20 protein-coding genes, 1 tRNA gene and 1 pseudogene are annotated in these 16,933 nt (G+C 65.8%); 11 read left to right on the top strand and 11 right to left on the bottom strand.

The features are described from left to right. Positions 1-3: 3 nt before the first annotated feature. Both ACXZ1E_RS05450 and ACXZ1E_RS05445 read left to right on the top strand, forming a co-directional pair. Positions 4-225 carry a hypothetical protein gene (locus tag ACXZ1E_RS05450; protein ID WP_458042392.1) on the top strand — a complete coding sequence of 74 codons (222 nt, stop codon included), beginning with the start codon at positions 4-6 and terminating at the stop codon, positions 223-225. Positions 226-229: 4 nt separating this feature from the next. Further along, the gene (locus ACXZ1E_RS05445; protein WP_458042391.1) at positions 230-697 is read left to right on the top strand and encodes a RidA family protein; all 468 of its coding nucleotides are present in this window, start codon (positions 230-232) and stop codon (positions 695-697) included. Between the two features lie 16 nt (positions 698-713). Here ACXZ1E_RS05445 and ACXZ1E_RS05440 read toward each other — a convergent pair whose 3' ends face one another. Genes ACXZ1E_RS05440 through ACXZ1E_RS05430 form a run of 3 tightly spaced genes read right to left on the bottom strand, consistent with a single transcriptional unit; the run spans position 714 to position 3,188 of the window. Beyond that, positions 714-1,460, bottom strand: a complete 747-nt coding sequence (locus ACXZ1E_RS05440) for an amino acid ABC transporter ATP-binding protein (protein WP_458042390.1) — start codon at positions 1,458-1,460, stop codon at positions 714-716. Further along, entirely contained in the window at positions 1,457-2,302 is an 846-nt protein-coding gene (locus ACXZ1E_RS05435) for an amino acid ABC transporter permease (protein ID WP_458042389.1), read from the bottom strand. Before ACXZ1E_RS05435 ends, ACXZ1E_RS05440 begins: the two co-directional genes overlap by 4 nt. A 43-nt stretch (positions 2,303-2,345) precedes the next feature. Then, the gene (locus ACXZ1E_RS05430) at positions 2,346-3,188 is read right to left on the bottom strand and encodes an ABC transporter substrate-binding protein (RefSeq protein WP_458042388.1); all 843 of its coding nucleotides are present in this window, start codon (positions 3,186-3,188) and stop codon (positions 2,346-2,348) included. A gap of 173 nt (positions 3,189-3,361) precedes the next feature. Here ACXZ1E_RS05430 and ACXZ1E_RS05425 point away from each other — a divergent pair, with 173 nt between their 5' ends. After that, positions 3,362-3,625: a ribbon-helix-helix domain-containing protein gene (locus ACXZ1E_RS05425; protein WP_458042387.1), complete on the top strand. Its 264-nt coding sequence runs from the start codon at positions 3,362-3,364 to the stop codon at positions 3,623-3,625. A 567-nt stretch (positions 3,626-4,192) separates the two neighbouring features. Here ACXZ1E_RS05425 and ACXZ1E_RS05420 read toward each other — a convergent pair. From ACXZ1E_RS05420 to ACXZ1E_RS05400, 5 genes are all read right to left on the bottom strand, one after another. Beyond that, positions 4,193-5,548 (bottom strand): DUF222 domain-containing protein, encoded by a 1,356-nt coding sequence (locus ACXZ1E_RS05420; RefSeq protein WP_458042386.1) that lies wholly within the window; start codon positions 5,546-5,548, stop codon positions 4,193-4,195. A gap of 435 nt (positions 5,549-5,983) precedes the next feature. Beyond that, entirely contained in the window at positions 5,984-6,244 is a 261-nt protein-coding gene (locus ACXZ1E_RS05415) for a Txe/YoeB family addiction module toxin (protein WP_458042385.1), read from the bottom strand. Continuing rightward, positions 6,241-6,492, bottom strand: coding sequence for a type II toxin-antitoxin system Phd/YefM family antitoxin (locus ACXZ1E_RS05410; RefSeq protein WP_458042384.1), 252 nt, complete (start codon positions 6,490-6,492; stop codon positions 6,241-6,243). Before ACXZ1E_RS05410 ends, ACXZ1E_RS05415 begins: the two co-directional genes overlap by 4 nt. A gap of 96 nt (positions 6,493-6,588) precedes the next feature. Beyond that, entirely contained in the window at positions 6,589-7,155 is a 567-nt protein-coding gene (locus ACXZ1E_RS05405; protein ID WP_458042383.1) for a DUF6578 domain-containing protein, read from the bottom strand. 338 nt (positions 7,156-7,493) lie between these two features. Then, the gene (locus ACXZ1E_RS05400; RefSeq protein WP_458041077.1) at positions 7,494-8,885 is read right to left on the bottom strand and encodes an IS1380 family transposase; all 1,392 of its coding nucleotides are present in this window, start codon (positions 8,883-8,885) and stop codon (positions 7,494-7,496) included. 309 nt (positions 8,886-9,194) lie between these two features. Between ACXZ1E_RS05400 and ACXZ1E_RS05395 the strand changes: the two genes are divergently transcribed. The 4 genes and pseudogenes from ACXZ1E_RS05395 to ACXZ1E_RS05380 all read left to right on the top strand — a co-directional run bounded on the left by ACXZ1E_RS05395 (position 9,195) and on the right by ACXZ1E_RS05380 (position 11,802). Next, a complete protein-coding gene (locus ACXZ1E_RS05395; RefSeq protein ID WP_458042382.1) occupies positions 9,195-9,635 on the top strand; it encodes a rhodanese-like domain-containing protein in 441 nt (146 codons plus the stop codon). A 75-nt stretch (positions 9,636-9,710) separates the two neighbouring features. Further along, positions 9,711-10,352 (top strand): annotated as a pseudogene (locus tag ACXZ1E_RS05390) (IS982 family transposase); the annotation flags it as partial. Between the two features lie 131 nt (positions 10,353-10,483). Continuing rightward, positions 10,484-10,831, top strand: coding sequence for a PadR family transcriptional regulator (locus ACXZ1E_RS05385; RefSeq protein WP_458042381.1), 348 nt, complete (start codon positions 10,484-10,486; stop codon positions 10,829-10,831). Next, on the top strand, positions 10,828-11,802 hold the full coding sequence (locus ACXZ1E_RS05380; protein ID WP_458042380.1) for a hypothetical protein: 975 nt from the start codon (positions 10,828-10,830) through the stop codon (positions 11,800-11,802). The genes ACXZ1E_RS05385 and ACXZ1E_RS05380 overlap by 4 nt, the downstream gene beginning before the upstream one ends. Positions 11,803-11,951: 149 nt before the next feature. Here the strand turns inward: ACXZ1E_RS05380 and ACXZ1E_RS05375 are convergent, their stop codons facing one another. From ACXZ1E_RS05375 to ACXZ1E_RS05365, 3 genes are all read right to left on the bottom strand, one after another. Then, the gene (locus ACXZ1E_RS05375) at positions 11,952-12,260 is read right to left on the bottom strand and encodes a Dabb family protein (RefSeq protein ID WP_458042379.1); all 309 of its coding nucleotides are present in this window, start codon (positions 12,258-12,260) and stop codon (positions 11,952-11,954) included. A 462-nt stretch (positions 12,261-12,722) separates the two neighbouring features. Next, positions 12,723-12,795: transfer RNA gene (locus ACXZ1E_RS05370), tRNA-Lys, on the bottom strand. A gap of 144 nt (positions 12,796-12,939) precedes the next feature. Continuing rightward, the gene (locus tag ACXZ1E_RS05365; protein ID WP_458042378.1) at positions 12,940-13,599 is read right to left on the bottom strand and encodes a fasciclin domain-containing protein; all 660 of its coding nucleotides are present in this window, start codon (positions 13,597-13,599) and stop codon (positions 12,940-12,942) included. 189 nt (positions 13,600-13,788) lie between these two features. On the opposite strand from ACXZ1E_RS05365, the gene sigK reads away from it, so the two are divergent. From sigK to ACXZ1E_RS05345, 4 genes are all read left to right on the top strand, one after another. Beyond that, the gene (gene sigK / locus ACXZ1E_RS05360; RefSeq protein WP_458042377.1) at positions 13,789-14,391 is read left to right on the top strand and encodes an ECF RNA polymerase sigma factor SigK; all 603 of its coding nucleotides are present in this window, start codon (positions 13,789-13,791) and stop codon (positions 14,389-14,391) included. Further along, on the top strand, positions 14,388-15,155 hold the full coding sequence (locus tag ACXZ1E_RS05355) for an anti-sigma factor (protein ID WP_458042376.1): 768 nt from the start codon (positions 14,388-14,390) through the stop codon (positions 15,153-15,155). Before sigK ends, ACXZ1E_RS05355 begins: the two co-directional genes overlap by 4 nt. Positions 15,156-15,238: 83 nt before the next feature. Then, on the top strand, positions 15,239-15,880 hold the full coding sequence (locus ACXZ1E_RS05350; protein ID WP_458042375.1) for a DNA-directed RNA polymerase subunit beta: 642 nt from the start codon (positions 15,239-15,241) through the stop codon (positions 15,878-15,880). Between the two features lie 167 nt (positions 15,881-16,047). After that, the gene (locus ACXZ1E_RS05345) at positions 16,048-16,932 is read left to right on the top strand and encodes an aminotransferase class IV (RefSeq protein WP_458042374.1); all 885 of its coding nucleotides are present in this window, start codon (positions 16,048-16,050) and stop codon (positions 16,930-16,932) included. Position 16,933 lies beyond the last annotated feature (1 nt).

Raw genomic sequence — 16,933 nt, 5'->3', positions numbered from 1 at the left:
GCGATGACCACCTGGGAGTACCTGACTACTCCGCTGCTGATTCACAACACGGCAGCGATTCTGAACAACTGGGGCAAGCAGGGCTGGGAGCTGGTGCAGGTCGTCGCCGGGCCCGAGGGTGGCCTCGTTGCGTACCTCAAGCGTCCCGTCGGAGGATCGGATGCCTCGGGCAACGCCGGTCTTGCCGCTGCGGCCGGAGCCTCCCGCCAATTCGAAGGACAGTGACTCCGTGAGCGTTTCTGCGAAACTCGCCGAACTCGGCATCGAGCTTCCCTCCGTCGTGCCGCCCCTCGCGGCGTACGTGCCCGCCAAGGTGCACGGCGGCCTGGTCTACACCGCTGGCCAGCTGCCCTTGATCTCGGGCAAGCTTCCCGCGGCAGGCAAGGTCGGCGAGGGGCCGGGTCTCGTCTCGGGGGCCGACGCCCAGTCCTACGCGCGTCAGAGCGCCCTCAACGCCATCGCGGCTGCGGCTGCGGCCGTTGGTGGCGTCGACAAGCTCACGGGCGTCGTCAAGGTGACGGGGTTCGTGGCATCGGTGCCCGACTTCCTCGGTCAGCCGGGCGTCATCAACGGCGCGAGCGAGGTCCTCGGCGAGATCTTCGGCGACGAGGGCAAGCACGCCCGCTCGGCCGTGGGCGTGACCGTGCTGCCGCTCGACAGCCCCGTCGAGGTCGAGGTCATCTTCTCGCTGGTCTGAGCCCCGTGTGTGATCCTCAGCCCGTGAAGCGGGCGAGGAACGCCCGGGTGCGCGCCTCGCGCGGTGTGCCGAGGACCTCTGCGGGCGTGCCCTGCTCGAGCACGCGTCCTTCGTCGAGGAACAGCACGCGGTGCGCGACGTCGCGGGCGAACGCCATCTCGTGGGTCGCCATGAGGATGGTCGTGCCTTCTTCCGCGAGCGCTCGCACCAACTCGAGCACCTCACCGACCAGCTCGGGGTCGAGCGCGGAGGTGATCTCATCCAGCAGCAGAACCTCGGGGTCGGTGGCGATCGCCCGGGCGATCGCCACGCGCTGTTGCTGGCCGCCGGACAGGCGGTCGGGGTGTTCGGCAGCCTTGTCGGCGAGCCCGACGCGCTCGAGGATCGCGCGGCCCCGGGCCTCGGCATCCGCTCTCTTCTCGCGGCGCGCGACCCGCGATGCCAGTGTGACGTTGTCGAGCACCGAGAGGTGAGGGAAGAGGTTGAAGCCCTGGAACACGAACCCGAGACGTGAGCGAACGGCGTTCGCCTGCACCCGCGGGTCGGAGATGTCCTCGCCCGCCAGGAGAATCCGGCCGTCATCGATCGGTTCGAGCAGATCCAGGCAGCGCAGAAGGGTCGACTTGCCGGATCCGCTGGCCCCGATCACGGCGACCACCTCGTGTTTCGCGAGATCGAGGGATACGCCCCGCAGCACCTCTTTCTTCTGGGGTCCGTCGCCGAACGACTTCCAGAGATCGATTGCCGACAGTAGCGCGGTCACAGCAGCGCCCCCGTCTGTTCGCGCGCGCGGAGCCGTGCCGCATACCAGTCGGTGAGTCGGATGGTGGGGATGGCGAGCAGGATGAACAGGATGCCCGCGACGATGTAGGGCGTGAAGTTGTACGTTTGCGCGCCTTCGATCCTGGCCGCGAGTACGGCGTCGGTCGCTCCGAGAATCGAGATGAGCCCGACATCCTTCTGCATCGCGACGAAGTCGTTCATGAGCGGCGGGGTAATGCGCCGGAACGCCTGGGGGAGCACCACGCGGCGCAGGGTCTGCGGATAGCTGAGCCCGAGTGCCCGCGCCGCGAGCCGCTGCGACGGATGAACGGATTCGATGCCCGCACGGATCACCTCCGACACGTACGCGGAGTACGTCAGCGTGACGGCGATGGTGCCGAGGTAGAGCGGATCGATCCGCACGTTCGTGATCGTCGGCAGTCCGAATCCGACGAGGTACAGCACGATGATGAACGGCAGACCACGGAAGATGTCGGTGTAGGCGGCGGCGATGGCGCGCAGCGGCAGAAAGAGGGGCCCCTGCAGCGTGCGCAACAGGGCAATGAAGAGCGCCACGGCGGACACGGTGATGACCGACAGGCCGAGGACCTGGAGGTTGAGAAGGAACCCGTTCCAGACAGCGGGAAGGGCGTCCGAGGCGATCGCGGGATTGAAGAACGCCTGCTGCACCCCGGCCCAGCCCGGTGTGTTGATGACCGTCGCCCAGACGATGAGCGCGAACGCCACCGACGATGCCACCGCGACGAGCACCGAGCGCCGAGACTGGCGTGCTCGGTATGCACGGCGCTCGAGTTCGAGCCCGCTGGGGGAGTGGACGCTCACGGCTCGACGGTACCCGAGAGACGGCGGGTAACCCCGCGGCGCCTCACTGCAGCAGTGTGACGCCCTGGCCCGCGCCGAGCCATTCGTCGGTGATCTCGGCGAGCGTGCCGTCCTCGCGCAGCTTGTCGAGCGCCGCCGAGACGCGCTCGGTCAGCGCCGAGTCCTTGGGCAGCACGACGCCCCATTCATCCGGGATGCCTCCGGCGGGCAGCTCTCCGACGATGAACGAGTCTTCGATGTACATCGCGGTCGCGAGGTACGCGGTGGGCAGGTCGATCACGAACGCGTCGATCTGACCCGCGTTCAGGGCGGCCACGACATCCTCGTTCGATCCGAACATCTGCGGCGCCGTGGCGGGCTCCACGACCTCCTGGAGCGTCTGCGCGCTCGTCGAACCGGCCATTGCACCGATCGTGAGGTCCTTGAGTCCGTCGATCGAGTCCACTCCGTCGGCCGCGCCGCCCTCGACCGCGACGATCGCCTGGCTCGCGGAGTAGTACGGGGTGGAGAAGTCGACCGCCTGCTTGCGCTCGTCGGTGATCGTGTACTGCTGGATGTTGAAGTCGAAGTTCTTGGGCCCCGGCGCGATCGCGGCCTCGAAGCTCGTGCGCACCCACTCGATGTCCTCGGGCGCGAAGCCGAGCTCCTCGGCGATGGCGTAGGCAACTGCTGCCTCGAATCCTTCGCCCGACGAGGGGTCGTCGTCGATGACGTACGGGTAGTACGCGATGTCGCCGGTCGCGATCGTCAGTTTGCCCGGGGTGACGTAGCCCGCGTCCGGGTCGCCGGAGGCGCCGCCGTCGCCGGATCCGCCCGCACAGCCCCCGAGGGCGAGCGCGGCGACCGTGATTCCGGCGGCGAGAGTGAGCAGACGGGATCGCGACATGTTGTCTCCAAGGCGAGGGGATGTGCCCGGACGCTGTGGGCCGGTGCGCTTCTATTCTCGCTGTCGTCCGATCGAGCCGGCGCACGCGGCGACGGATTGTTACACCGAGTCCGAAATTGATGCATGAGCCAGGCGGGATTGGATTTCGACGAATTTCGTTTTACGATATTCGCATGAGTGAGCGAGAGACGATCAGGGGTGAGGTCGTCACCGAAGAGCAGATCGCCGCATGGGCTGCCGAAGTAGAAGTCGGCTACGACGTCGAGGTGCTCAAGAGGCGGGGGCGGGGCCGACCGGGGCGCGGTGCGGATCCGTCGCAGGTCGTCGCCCTACGTCTGACGAGCGATGAACTCCAAGCACTCGATGCTCGCGCGGAACGGGAGAAAAAGTCGCGTTCTGAACTCATTCGGGAGGCAATTGCGGCGTACGCCGCGTGAAAGTTCACGACTCCGCGCGCAAGTACGGCATCGGCGACGAAGACATCGTTCAGGCCGCGCGCGGGGCCGTTTGGGTCGAGCTGCTGGATGAAGAATCGCCAGCCTGCCGGCTACGACTGGGGTTCGACACGCGGCGGCCGACTTCTCGAGACCGTGGTTCTTGTCTTCGATAGTGGCAACGAACTTGTCATCCATGTGATGAGGGCGAGGCCCGATCTGGTGGACCTGCTGCCTTAGCTGTCGAGTGAGACAGTCGGGTCCAAGTCGGGAGCTAAGGCTCGTCAATCACCTCCCCGGCGGAGAACGCTCGATCTGCGAGATGCCGCAGGAGTTCGCTCCGGACCTCGGGTCGCGAGGGGTAGGTCAATACACGCCCGGGTTGGGTCGAGATACTTCGCGACTCCTGTCGGCTGTGGTTTGGGCGTACTCGCGGCCAGGACATCCGAGAACCGCGTCACGGTCACGTCCTCTACCTTGCATTTCGAGACATCCGGGTGGGCCCTGCGACCCTGCACGATACGCGCATGACGTTTCCGCCGCCGATTCGCCGACTCGACGACTCGCGGCTCAGAATGGTGGCCTCGATGACGTATCGGGCACGAATCCGACCGCAATCGGGGGAGGCTTGTCGATGTACGAGTTGCCGCCGGGCGAGATCCACTCGAGTACGCCGCGGGGGTGATGGATGACCCGCCATGGTGTTTCGCCCTTCAGGGTGTGGTGTCGTCGGCAGAAGCAGGCGAGGTTGCAGTGCGACGTCTTTCCGCCGAGGGCATAGTCCTGCCCATGATCGACATCACATCGGTGTGCGGGCATGCGGCATCCGGGAAACCGGCAGTGGGGATCTCGAGCCCGTAGGTATCGGGTCAAATCCGCGGATCGTGTGTATCGGTCAACGGCGAGGACGCCGCCGGTGATGGGGTCGGCGAGTATTCGTTCCCACCCGGGGACATTCGCCGCCAAGATTCGGGCTGTGTCGATGTCGACCGGTGCTCGACCAACCAGTTCGGCCGGGTCGGTGGTCACGCCGGCGAGCGCGAGGGCGGGGACGGTGACGTTGACGATCGCGCGGATGGATGCCAGGCCGCCGAAACCATCGCCGAGTCCCTCGCCGGTTTCGGGGTTGATGGTGTGGGTGAGGACGATCTCGGCCAGCAGGTCGGCGCGGATCTGATCGAGCGTGCGGGGGTCGCGTTCCGGCTCCCTCTCGTTTCCGTCGACGTTGCCATCTCCACTGTCGTGAGTTCCGCGCGCCGAGTCGGCTGCGTCGTCGCGAGCTTTGCGTGCCATCTGCGAGAGCATGTCGTGGATGCCGTAGACGGGCACGGCGGGCCCGCGTAGGACAAGTTCGGCCATGCCGTCGGCTTCGTCGCGAACCCACACGCCCCGCCCCTTGCGGGCCTCTTTGTGTCGCTCGGCGAATGTTGTCGGTTGGACCCGCTCGACGAGCCGGGCGAGCGACGCGTTCAGCCGGCCGGGAGTTGTCGATTCGGCCTGCGAGATCGCCTCCGACTCGAAGACGGCGCGGATGCCTTCGTCAGAGAGCTTGGTTCCGTGATCCACGATCACGCGGACATGCCCCAGCGCGATTCGCCCGTCGGACAAAGCCGACAGCGTCTCGGCGAACCGTGTAGAGATCGTGTAGGCGTCGTCGAGTCGACGCTGCACGGTGCGGTCGGACTGGTTGACCCGCACCGCCAATTCGGCTGCGATCGCCCGCAACGGTAGCTCTGCGTCACGCGAACTCATTCGCGGCAATTCGGACATACGTTCGAAAGCTGTCTCAGCGGCCCGCGCAAGAACACGAACCACCTCAGCTTCCGCTGCCGCAACGGCGGCAACCGCGACTGCGTAATCCTCGGCCAATTCGGCGGCAACGACGTCGACGTCGTCACCCCGCAAGCCCGATGAATTCGTATTCATGTTCTATACTCTACGAACCTGCGCCGACATTTCGTCCCCGAAAAGTGCCCGATACGGCCTCACATCGAAACTTTGTTCGTTAGATCTCTCTCATGATTGGCGGGCTTCTCGCGAATGATGGAGAGCGCCGAACCCGAACCCGCGACCAACGGATCGAGAGCATGTCCCGCTCAAGGTCAGTGACTGCTACGGAGGTAGTGTGAAGACACCGTGGGCCCCGTGGGGCTCGAACCCACGCAGGTGCATATCTTGCCGTTGTCGATTGAAGGAAATCGTTGATTTCCCGCGGTTACCGGACCCCTCAAGTGACACTCAGAAACATCAAAATGCGTATAGATGTTGTCAAAGTGTTGTCACGCGACGCGAGGTTAGGGCCGCGACCTCGTCGTCGACCGCCCGTTCAGGATCACTTTGCGAGAGAAACCGTGTCGGGAGTCAGTAGTGGTCGCGGGCTTGGAGAATGATGACGTGACTATCGGTGACGTAGTAGACCAGGCGGTTCTTGTCATCGATTCGGCGTGACCACGCCCCCGAGAGAATGTGCTTGAGCGGTTCCGGTTTGCCGATCCCAGCGAAGGGATCGCGCATCACATCTGCGATCAGTTGATTGATGCGCTTCAGAGTCTTGCGATCCTGCGTCTGCCAGTAGACATAGTCCTCCCACCCGTTCGGGTCGAATCCGATCGTTCGCGTCACGCGTCGAGGAGGTCGTGCTGTTCGAACTCTCCGCGGCGGGCGCGCTCGATTGCGGCGAGCAGCCGGTCAGCGTTGGCGGGGTTTCGGAGCAAGTACGCAGTTTCGGTCATCGCGTCGTAATCGTCCTTCGACAGAAGGACGGCGTTTCCGTGACGCGACACGACCTCGACGGCCGTGTGGTCTTCGTTGACCTGCTGAATGAGGCCGAAAAGAGTCTTGCGCGCCTCGGTCGCGGTGATTGCAGACATAGCCGCCTCCCTAAGTGGTACATCAAAGCGTACCACTTCACAATCACCGGGCTTGGTGAATCCACTGCGAGCATAAAGTCGGCGCGGCCGGATCGGTCAGCGGACTTCTTGCGCCTGCTCTTGGACGTCGACCAGCCAACCCGATATCGTGCGTCGACGCTGCTCGGACGGTGGATCAGCTGCGAGATCTTCAGTGGACGGAAGCTGCTGGGTTTGATCGTTGACGGGTTGCCTAATGCCTTGCGCCGCCGTCAGCTTGGCCGTCCCGGGTACTGGCACAATCTCGATCACGTACCGCGACGGTCGTGTCCCCCAGAACGCGCCCTCTCCGGACGTGCGACCGACCATCGGCCAGTCGCCGCCGTTTGGCGGCCTGGTCGCGTCCGGCGGTGCGCCGTCGCCGGGTCGGCGCAGCGACAGTCGCTCTACGACCTCGCGCGTGACCATGTAAACCGCCACCACTCGGCCGCGCACCCGATCGGGAGAGTCCTCCTCGTGGTGCGACTCCATTGCATCTGCCGTGGCGAGGACCTCCGGACCGAGGACGCCGGCCAGGGCCGGGGGCACCGCCCGCGACCCGATACCGAAGTCGACCTCGTCTCCCCGGCCGAACGGATCACCGCAGCATGCCCACTCCCACTCGGACAGCCACACGCGCCTCATGGCCGCAACGCTAACCCGACCCGTTCGTTTGCACACGTTGTCGCATTCGCGGATCCGTATGCGGGCAGCGTGGCTCGGTTGTTGACGATCGTCTCGCTCAGCGGACGTCGAATAGTTGTCGCGTGCTCGGGTGAGGGGTGGACGGACATCACGGGGAGCGCTGCGGGTGACCTAACCTCGACCTTTCATGGTCGTTGTGAGCGGGGTCGAATGAGCGTGGGTGCGCTCGCTTGAACCTGATTCTGTCGTCTGGGTACGACAATGAGTCGCGTGTCGCTGCGTGGGCGGGGTTCCGGTCCGGGGCGGTGCTGTCGTGGGTGGACTGAAGGCTGCCGGCGTCAGCCGGGCGCCCGCGCGTGAGCGCGCAGCCCGGTGATCGCCGCGAGGGCCGTGGCGACCCAGGTTGCCCGGTCGGAGAGGTGCAGGGTCGTGCGCCGGCCGTGCCGCGCGATCGCTGCCGGGATGGAGAACAGCCGCAGCCGTAACCGTTTCGGTTCCCACCGGCGGGCGGCATCGGTGGGGTGCGCGAGCATTCCCATCCAGGCCATCAGTTCGGACGCGAGGGCCACGAGGTGGCACCAAATGCGGTTCTGATCGAACGCTTTCAGGGGCAGGTTGCGCAGTCCGGTGTCTTTCGCGATACGGATGCGGTCCTCGCAGCGCGCCCGCCGACGGTGCCGCAGCTCGAGGGCGGCGAGTTGCCCGCGGGCCGTGTTCGTGGCGAACGCGGTCAGGCGGTAACCGTCGACGTCATCGAACCGCAGTTGCGCGCCGGGGTGTGGTCGTTCGCGGCGCACGATGACACGCATCCCTGGCGGCCATTTCGTGAGGTCGAGGATCCCGGTGAACTCGGCGACATCCGCACCCGGGCGGCCTTCTTCGGCCGCGTTGTAGGCCGGTGCCCACACCTTCTCGGGGATCTTCCGATACAGCTCCGGGGTGAACTGAGGGAGCGTGAACCCCACCGAATACGCCAACCGGCGCCCGCTGAGCCACTTCACGAACTCGTGCGTTCCACCGGCACCGTCGGCGCGGATCAGCACGCTCTTCCCCGGCCGGGCCGAACCTCCGGGCAACTGCGCGAGCGCTTGTTTCACGACGTCGATGTGGTCCGCGGCGGTGTTCGAGCCGGCGTTGCCCGGGCGGAGCTTGATCGCGAGCGCCTCACCCGCCCCGGGTTTCCCGTGGTCGAGAAACGCGCACAACGGATGAAAGCCGAAGCCGCGCTTGTATGTCGGTGCGGCGTGTTCTTTCTCGGAGTGCGCGGTGATCAACGTCGCATCCAGATCGATGATCAGCGGGTCCTTCACCGTCGCGGCGTGACCGGGCGCGTGCTCACCGGCCAGCGACCACGCCCGCTCCCGAGCAGTGGCTCTCGCGGTGTTGATCGCAGCGATCGCGCGGTCCGGGTCAGCAGCGAGGGCCGCGATCGTGCGGGACACCGTCGGGTCTGATGCGACCGGCCCGAACACCCCTGGCTCGCCGCGGAGCACCCCGATGTCAGCGAGAGCGTCACCACCCAACGTGAGCGCGATCGCAAGATCCACGACAACTTTCCCGGGATCATGGATCGCAAACGGCTTCCGCCACGGCCCGAGAGCCTCGGACAGCGCCCGGTCAAGACCAGTGGCGCGTGCGGTTTCGGTCAGCAGCACACCGCCCGCTTGACCGATCGCGGACACCCTCGCGGTGTCAACATTCACGCGGGGATACGCTCCGGTATTCTTCACCCTGAAGGTGCTCCTTCTTGCGGATCAATACGACTCTCGACAAGCCTTATTCTCCCAGGTCAGGAGCACTTTCCCTATCCACCACGCACGGTCGCCGGACCACAAGCGTGAAAGCCCGAGGCTAACGAAGGGGGCGGGCCACGGGCATTTCCGGATCGGATGGTCCCGTGACGACGAGCCAGTCGTCCGTGGAGACGGTCGCTGTCACTGCTTCGGATGCGGGGCCAGGAGCATCACATGAGCAAGCGACGAACTCGCACAAGATCGTGCACCGGGGTGACGGCATCCCGACCACGTAAGCTTCTGCGTATGAATGCTGCGCGTCGGCTGGTGCAAGTGACGGCGACTGTCACCGGGGTGGTGCTGCTGATCGCGGGTTGTGCAGCAATCAGACCCGAAGCCGTCACTCCGTCCCCCTCCGCCAGCGCTGCGCGCCAGCTTGGGCCTGAGGCCTTCGCTGCAGAGATCGCCAGCGGCGACCGGTTCGTGGTCAACGTACACACCCCCGACGAAGGCGGGATCGACGGCACGGACGCCGATATCCCGTTTGACCAACTTGAGGAACGCGTGTCCGAGCTGCCGCAAGAAAAGGCGGCCGCGATCGCGGTGTACTGCATGACTGGACGGATGAGCGAGATCGCAGTCGATACCCTCGCCGGAATGGGCTACGTCGACCTGGTAGAGCTACGCGGGGGCATGGTGGCCTGGGAGGCCGACGGGCGGACCCTGATTTCTCCGGCCGCCGAGTAGGTATCGACCTAGATGAGTGAGTCCGTTTGGCTGGGTCGGCGTGGATGCTGTTAATCGTTGACGGAGGGTCTTAACCTGCTCGGGATCGCGTCGGATCGGAAATGGATCCGATACGCGCACGCTCACCTGAAGGGCATGTTCCCGAACCTGCCCGGCCAGTCCGGGTGGGGCAAACGCGTCCGCCAATCCACCGGGCTTCTCTCTGCGGTGATCACCGAGCTGGCCCGTGACACCCCGTCCTGGGGTGAGGTCACCCGGCTGGTGGACTCGACCCCGTTACCGTGCGGGAAATCGCGGGAGACCGTGAAACGCTCAGACCTTGCCGGGCACGCCGACTACGGATACTGCGCATCCCACTCCCGATACTTCTGGGGCTTCCGGCTCTATCTGATCTGCACTCCCGACGGAATGCCCGTGGTCTGGGGACTCGCGAGCCCGAAGATCGGTGAACGCGAAGCCACCCAAGCGATGCTCGACCACGACAGACACCTCATCCAGCCTGGACAGGTGATCATCGGCGACAAAGGCTTCGCTGGGAAGCAGTTGGAGGACTTCGTCACCAACGAACTCGGCGCGCACCTTGTCCGCCCCGACCGCAAAGACGAGACCCCCAGGTTCGGGAAGCTCGGAGGCATCCGACAATGGGTCGAGTCCGTGTTCGACACCCTCAAAGGCCAACTCACCCTCGAAGACCGCGGCGGCAGAACCCCCGCAGGCGCCGAGCTTCCGCCATGGAGCACGATTCGCGGCGGCCCGAGGAGTCCGGTCGCCGTTGTCGATGCGGCCGCTTCCGTGAGAGTTGTCCCACGGTCTTTCTTTACTGTGTAGGTCTATGTACTGTAGAACGCATGGTAGACGCCCCGGCACAGCTCAGTCGGCTCGAGCAGGATCTCCGCAAGGGTGTCTTGGTGCTGGCTGCGCTTTCCCAGCTGCGGAAGCCGCAGTACGGGTACTCGTTGCGGCAGGCTCTCGCACGACGGGGGATGGCGATCGAGGAGGGCACGCTCTATCCGCTTCTGCGTCGTCTAGAGAGCCAGGGCGTGCTCGTTTCGAAGTGGCAAACGGACGATGGGCCTCCCCGCCGCTATTACGAGCTCAGCTCGCTCGGCATGGGCCTCTATGAAGACCTGACCTCCGCATGGGGGTCCTTGGCGTCGGTGATGGACCGGCTCCTGAACGAGAAGGACTCAGAATGAACCCCACAGCCATCATCGACAGCTATGTCGGCGACGTCGTAAGCCACCTGCCGCGGCGCCAGCGCGCGGACGTCGCCCTCGAGCTGCGCTCGCTGCTCGACGACGAACTGGCTGGTCGGGCGGCGGATGCTGGACATCCCGCCGACGCACCGCTGACCATGGAGCTGCTCTCCACGTTCGGCAGGCCGCAGGAAGTTGCCGACCGTTACCGGCCCGAGGGCTTCACCATCATCCGTCCGTCCGACGCCCCCCGATTCACATGGATCGCGTTCGGCGGCCTGGCGGTGATCTGGGCCATCACTTTCCCGGCCATCATGCTGGGCGTCATCCCGGTCGTCGGCTGGGACTACGGGGCCGACGAGTGGTGGGGTCGCTTTACGGTGTGGTGGCTGGGATGGGGGATCGGGGCCCTGTGGTGGCCGGGAGTGGTGATCACCTTCACGCTCATCGGTGCACTGGTCGATCGGCGACGAGAGTCGACTTCTGAGTCGTGGGTGCCCGCGCCGCCGAGAGTGATCGACCGCGATCTTGTGAATCGTCCGGCAACTGTCGTCGCCCTCGCCGCGGGGATACTCGGCGCCACAGTGGTGATCGCTCTGCCCTGGCTTGCAGTCTGGGCGCCTGGCCTGTCAGAACCCGCGATCGCTGCCCTCGAACTGGACCCGGACTTCTTGAGATGGCGAGCAGCCTGGATCCTTCCTGTTTGGGCGGCATCTCTCGCGCTGCTCGTATTTGTGCTCGTCGTCGGACGTTGGACCGTCGTCACTCACCGCGTCCGGGCGGCGCTGGATGTGGCGATGGTCGGGGTCCTGCTGTGGTGGTCCCTTGCAGGTCCCGTCTTCATCTCACCCGCAGCAGACAGCACAGCGAGGTTCCTCTTGATACTCCTCGCGGTGCTCTCAGCGACTGACGCCGTCATCGCCATTCGACGCAGCAACTCGGTAACGCGCAAGTCCCTCGCGCCGGCCTGAAGACCGTCGACCCCAAGAAACTCGCGGTCGGAGTCACCAACGGATGCTCCGCGCGGGCCCACTCCGCACAACTCACGTGACGATTGCAGCTCGTTCGTCATTCCGAATAAGTCGGTCATTCCGCAAGCCCGCCGCTCAGGGGGTGGTTCTCACGCATCGACGTCGAAGACGACGATCTGGACTGCCAGTCGCGAGATGAGCTGGGCCACAGGCTGGTGTGCGGGATGCGGCAAGTACTTGTCGCGGGCTGAGCTGCTAGCGAAGCTGACCACGAGCCCCCACTCGAATCCGCCCTCCAGCCCCTCGGGGCTCGTGCTCGGCCCGTGATGAACGGCGAGCACGTCAGGGATCGTGTCTGGGAATGCGTTCGCTAGCTCGGACAGCTCTTCGAGCTCAGCGGGGCTGACGTCCGGCTTCCAGCGGACGAGTACGACGTGCATGACGGCTGGATTGTTCATCTCCACAGATTGCCCGACCGGATCGTCGATCCGAGCCGGTGCTCTGCCGGTAAGCCAACCAACCGAAGGGCGCGTTCCCCATCGGAGTGAACACGCCGATCAGGATCGTCACAATGCCCACGGCGACGATCGCTCCCGCGCCCACCCAAGCGAGCACCGCCGTCCTGCTTCTGCCGCCCACCCTCCGACAACTATCCGCGACGACACCTACGCCGACCTGTTCGACGACGATCTCGACATCGTGTCGGAGGCGCCGGGAACGGCGGCTGCATCATCCAACGTGGCCGCGATTCTGTCAGCGGCTACTCCACGCGACGACGACGCGTGACAACAATCGAGAGCCTTCCGGCCCCGCAAAACGTCATTCAGTTGTTGTCAAATTGTTGTGACGAAGTGAATCCCGGTGCCTTGTGACCAACCGACACCCCAGTGTTTCCAGGAGATTTGATGGATCATATGCGGTGGGCCCCGTGGGGCTCGAACCCACGACCCGCGGATTAAAAGTCCGATGCTCTACCGACTGAGCTAGAGGCCCGTATCCCACCAGCCTACTGAACGTCAGTGCGAACCAGCGCGCACGGAAGCGGCCGCCGGAACCCCCTCGCAGGTAGGTTCCGACGGCCGCGGTCGTGCGTGTGTCGCGTGAGCCCCCCGGATCACGCGACACACGATGATCCGATTACATCGGGGGCATCAGCACCGTGTCGATGAGGTACACCGTGGCGTTGGCGGTCTGGACGCCACCACAGATCACGGCGGACTCGCCGTTGACCATGATGCTGTCTCCACTGCCGGTCACCTCGAGGTCCGCACCCTGAACGGTGGTGTACGTGCCGCCGAGGTCATCGGGGACGATCTGGCCGGGGATCACGTGGTACGTCAGGATCGACGTCAGCGTGGCCGTGTCGGTCTTGAGCGCCTCGATCGTGGCGGGGTCGATCTTCGCGAACGCGTCATCGACGGGAGCGAAGACGGTGAACTCTCCACCGTTGAGTGTGTCTACCAGGTCGACCTCGGGGTTCAGCTGACCGCTGACCGCTGCGGTGAGCGTGGTCAGGATCGGGTTATTGGACGCCGCGACCGCAACGGGGTCGGCAGACATGCCCTCGACGGAGCCGGCACCATCCGGGACCTGCTCGGCGTACGCAGCGCAGCCCGCACCGACGAGGTTCGCCGCCGGGTCCATCTCCATCTCTTCGGACATCGAGGGAGTGCTCGAGGGCTCTTCCATCGAGTCGTCGGTGGCGGTTTCGGCGCCCATCGAACAAGCGCTGAGCGCAAACGTCGCCGCCAGGGCGAGCGACAGGCCGGCGGTCAGGCGCATCTTGGTACGTGACATGAGTTCCTCCTCTATGTGGGGCCGGTAGGCCCCGTGGACACATACCCCGGTGCGGGGTCCGTGCACCGCTTGATGCGGTGTTCACAGGGCCATTCGGGGCTGCTCCGCGATCGGATTGGACATCGGGCAGAAAGTTTTTCCGTTGTCCATACCCCGCGCCGGATTCCGGGGCGCAGCAATAGGTGAGGCATGCTGGGACATGTGGTTATCGACGGCGTAGACGTGCCCGAGGAGGGCGGCGAAAGCGTCGACCATGTCGGCGAGTTGTTGTCGCGCGTCTCGCAGGGCGACGAAGCCGCATTTTCGCGCCTCTACGACCTGCTCTCCCCCCGCGTATTCGGCCTCATCCTTCGTGTGCTCGTCGATCGTTCGCAGAGCGAAGAGGTCCTGCAGGAGGTTTTCCTCGAGCTCTGGCAATCCGCAGCCAAGTTCGCTCCGAACAAGGGGCAGGGAAGATCGTGGGTACTTACCATCGCTCACCGCCGGGCCGTTGATCGTGTGCGATCGGCGCAGGCGAGTGCGGACCGGGACGTACGCGTGGGCTTCCGAGACATAGAGGTCGCTCATGACGGGGTTGCGGAACAAGTGGAGCTTCGGATCGAAGGGCAGCGGGTCGCTCAGGCGCTCGAGACCCTTCCCGATGCCCAACGGGAAGCGATCACCCTCGCGTATTACGGGGGTTACAGTCAGAGCGAGATCGCGGCCCTCGTCGGGGCGCCGCTCGGAACGGTCAAGACGAGAATGCGAGACGGGCTGACCCGTCTCAGAGGAGAATTGGGGGTGACGACATGAACGAGCACGAATTCGCAGAACTGGCCGCGGGACACGCGCTCAACGCGCTGAGCCCCGAGGACGAGGCCGCGTTCGTCGCCGCCCTCGCGGAGCATCCCGAGTGGGAGCACCACGCGTATTCGGATGCCGCCACGGTCGCCGCGCTCTCGGACTCCGTCGCCGAAGTGTCGCCGCCCCCTGCCCTGCGCACCGATCTGCTGGCGCGGATCGCCTCGGTGCAGCAGGATCATCCCGCACAGGTCGCCGCTCCCGCCTCGAGTCTGGAGTCCCCGGCCGCCGTCCCGGACGAGCCGCGTCGGCGCAGTTGGGGCCCGCGTGCCTGGTTCGCGCTCGCCGCATCCCTCGTCCTTCTCGTCGGAGTCGGCGGCGGAGCGGTCGTCCTCGCGCAGCAGCTGAATCGCCCGGTGGCGGTGGTGGCCCTCGAGCGCATCGAGGCAGCGCCCGACGGTCAAGAAGCGTCGACGACGCTTGCAGACGGGGGCCAAGCGACGGTCCACTGGTCGGAGTCCGTCGGTGAGGTGGTTTTCGTCTCGGACGGCTTGCCCACGCTGAGCGATGACCAAAGCTATGAACTCTGGTTCGTGCGGGATTCGGGTGCGATCGCCGCGGGTGTGTTCGAGGCCGGGGGTGACGGCGATGCGACCGCGCTGTTGGCCGGATCGATGAGCCCCGGCGATATCATCGCTGTGACTGTCGAGCCCGCGGGCGGCTCGCCGACGGGTGAGCCGACGAGCGATCCGATCCTCGCTATTCCCACGGCCTGACGCGTTCTCTGCCCGCGTTGAGTTGCGCGGCGCGCGAACGCTCCGGCGGCTCTCGTCCCATACGTCGCGGGTAGCCTGGATGGATGAGTGACGCCACCGGCCCCGGATTCCACAAGCCGGTACGACGCCCCTCCGACGTCTTCGACCGCCTGTTCGGCACCGAGGATCCTGCCGAGGTTTCGCGCGTCGCCCATTCGACCGCCGCGGCGCTCCTCTCGCGCGTTCGCGAGGAGCCGGATGCCTCGGTGGTCGACCGCCTCGTGCAGTTCACCGATCTGCACGGTATCCACGACATCGCCGAGCTGTGGTCGCGCTCGCCCGCGCGGACCCTCCCCGGAACGCTGTGGCGCCTGTACCTGCTGCAGCTCATGATCCATGACGACCCTCGGACCGCTGCCCTCCTGTTCGAGCGCGGGCGAGTGGAGCTGTCAACGGCGGACGTCGTCGTCGCGGGTGCTCCCGCCCCCGCTGGCCCGGAAGAGCTCGTTGAGCTGTCGGATAAGATCTTGCGCGGCGTTTTCGAGGGTGACTTCGGTGTCGCGCTCGACCGCGCGGCTGCCTTCTGCCGGATCGAAGCGGATGGCGCGACCCGGCTCGCGGACGACTACGAACGTACCGAGCCAGAGCGTGCGACAGACCTCACCGCGCGGGCACTCAGACTGTCGGCATTCGCCGCAGATCTGACCGCGGCGGCCTCGCTGTGGCGGCGCGACACGCTGAACTGAGCGCCGCCTGGCCTGCGGGCAGAGAAGTGCCGGGCCGCAGAACGCCTCACGGCGCGGAGCCGCTCGGAGCGGCAGATTATGGAGCCCGGGGTTACTGCGGCCCGGCTGTTCCAGTGTAACGCAGCCCTCGCGGCGGCTATTCCGACCGGGCGCCGTAGGCTCGGAGAATGGCAACGCGCTTCGCGCTCATCATCGAGCCAACGGCATCCGACGACACCCGATCCGACTTCTCGGCGACCTTCACACAAGTGGACGCGTCCGCGCCGGCGCTCAGCGTCGGTGAGCTGAGTACCCAGCGCGGCGACGGCATCTTCGAATCGATCGGTGTCGTCGACAGTCACCCGCAAGAGGTCGCGGCGCATCTGGAGCGGTTCGTGCGTTCGGCCGAGATCTGCGATCTGCCGATGCCGAACGTTGAGCAGTGGCGTCAGGCCATCGATGCCGCCGCGGCGTTATGCGGCCCGGGGGAGTGGGTCGTGAAGACCATTCTGAGCCGTGGGGTCGAGCATGGGCCCGCGCCGACAGCCTGGGTCACCGCGGCCGACGCCGCGGACTTCTCGAGGCCACGGCGCGAGGGGATCGCTGTCGTCACGCTCGACCGAGGGTTCGACCTGAACGCGCCCGCCCGCGCACCGTGGTTGCTGCTCGGCGCGAAGACCCTGTCATATGCGGTGAACATGGCGTCGTTGCGCGAGGCGCACAAGCGCGGCGCGGACGATGCGATCTTCGTCTCGTCGGACGGGTTCGTGCTCGAGGCACCCACCGCATCCGTCATCCTGCGTTTCGGCGACGTGTTCGTCACCCCGGAGCCAACGGGGGGAATCCTGCACGGCACGACCCAGCTGAGCGCGTTCGCGTGGCTCGAGGGGCAAGGTTTTGCAACCGTCTATCGTGATGTGCGCACGAGTGAGCTGGCAGCGGCGGAAGTCGGATGGCTCGTGTCGAGCGTGCGTCTGGCGGCTCCCATTCGACGGATCGATGAGGTGGATGTGCCGCTCGATCACGAACTGACCGACGCGCTTAACGCGTACCTGCTGTCGCCGCGCGAATAGG

This window comes from Pacificispira sp. HM-600, assembly GCF_977993705.1.
Note: the sequence above shows the minus strand (reverse complement) of the source record. Positions and strands in the feature narration are given on the sequence as shown.

Coding starts and splice junctions, on each gene's coding strand:
- ACXZ1E_RS05365 (WP_458042378.1), bottom strand. CDS start 13,599: ATGTCACGTACCAAGATGCGCCTGACCGCCGGCCTGTCGCTCGCCCTG.
- sigK (WP_458042377.1), top strand. CDS start 13,789: ATGCTGGGACATGTGGTTATCGACGGCGTAGACGTGCCCGAGGAGGGC.
- ACXZ1E_RS05425 (WP_458042387.1), top strand. CDS start 3,362: ATGAGTGAGCGAGAGACGATCAGGGGTGAGGTCGTCACCGAAGAGCAG.
- ACXZ1E_RS05410 (WP_458042384.1), bottom strand. CDS start 6,492: ATGTCTGCAATCACCGCGACCGAGGCGCGCAAGACTCTTTTCGGCCTC.
- ACXZ1E_RS05350 (WP_458042375.1), top strand. CDS start 15,239: ATGAGTGACGCCACCGGCCCCGGATTCCACAAGCCGGTACGACGCCCC.
- ACXZ1E_RS05405 (WP_458042383.1), bottom strand. CDS start 7,155: ATGAGGCGCGTGTGGCTGTCCGAGTGGGAGTGGGCATGCTGCGGTGAT.
- ACXZ1E_RS05375 (WP_458042379.1), bottom strand. CDS start 12,260: ATGAACAATCCAGCCGTCATGCACGTCGTACTCGTCCGCTGGAAGCCG.
- ACXZ1E_RS05385 (WP_458042381.1), top strand. CDS start 10,484: ATGGTAGACGCCCCGGCACAGCTCAGTCGGCTCGAGCAGGATCTCCGC.
- ACXZ1E_RS05430 (WP_458042388.1), bottom strand. CDS start 3,188: ATGTCGCGATCCCGTCTGCTCACTCTCGCCGCCGGAATCACGGTCGCC.
- ACXZ1E_RS05420 (WP_458042386.1), bottom strand. CDS start 5,548: ATGAATACGAATTCATCGGGCTTGCGGGGTGACGACGTCGACGTCGTT.
- ACXZ1E_RS05355 (WP_458042376.1), top strand. CDS start 14,388: ATGAACGAGCACGAATTCGCAGAACTGGCCGCGGGACACGCGCTCAAC.
- ACXZ1E_RS05345 (WP_458042374.1), top strand. CDS start 16,048: ATGGCAACGCGCTTCGCGCTCATCATCGAGCCAACGGCATCCGACGAC.
- ACXZ1E_RS05450 (WP_458042392.1), top strand. CDS start 4: ATGACCACCTGGGAGTACCTGACTACTCCGCTGCTGATTCACAACACG.
- ACXZ1E_RS05380 (WP_458042380.1), top strand. CDS start 10,828: ATGAACCCCACAGCCATCATCGACAGCTATGTCGGCGACGTCGTAAGC.
- ACXZ1E_RS05395 (WP_458042382.1), top strand. CDS start 9,195: ATGAATGCTGCGCGTCGGCTGGTGCAAGTGACGGCGACTGTCACCGGG.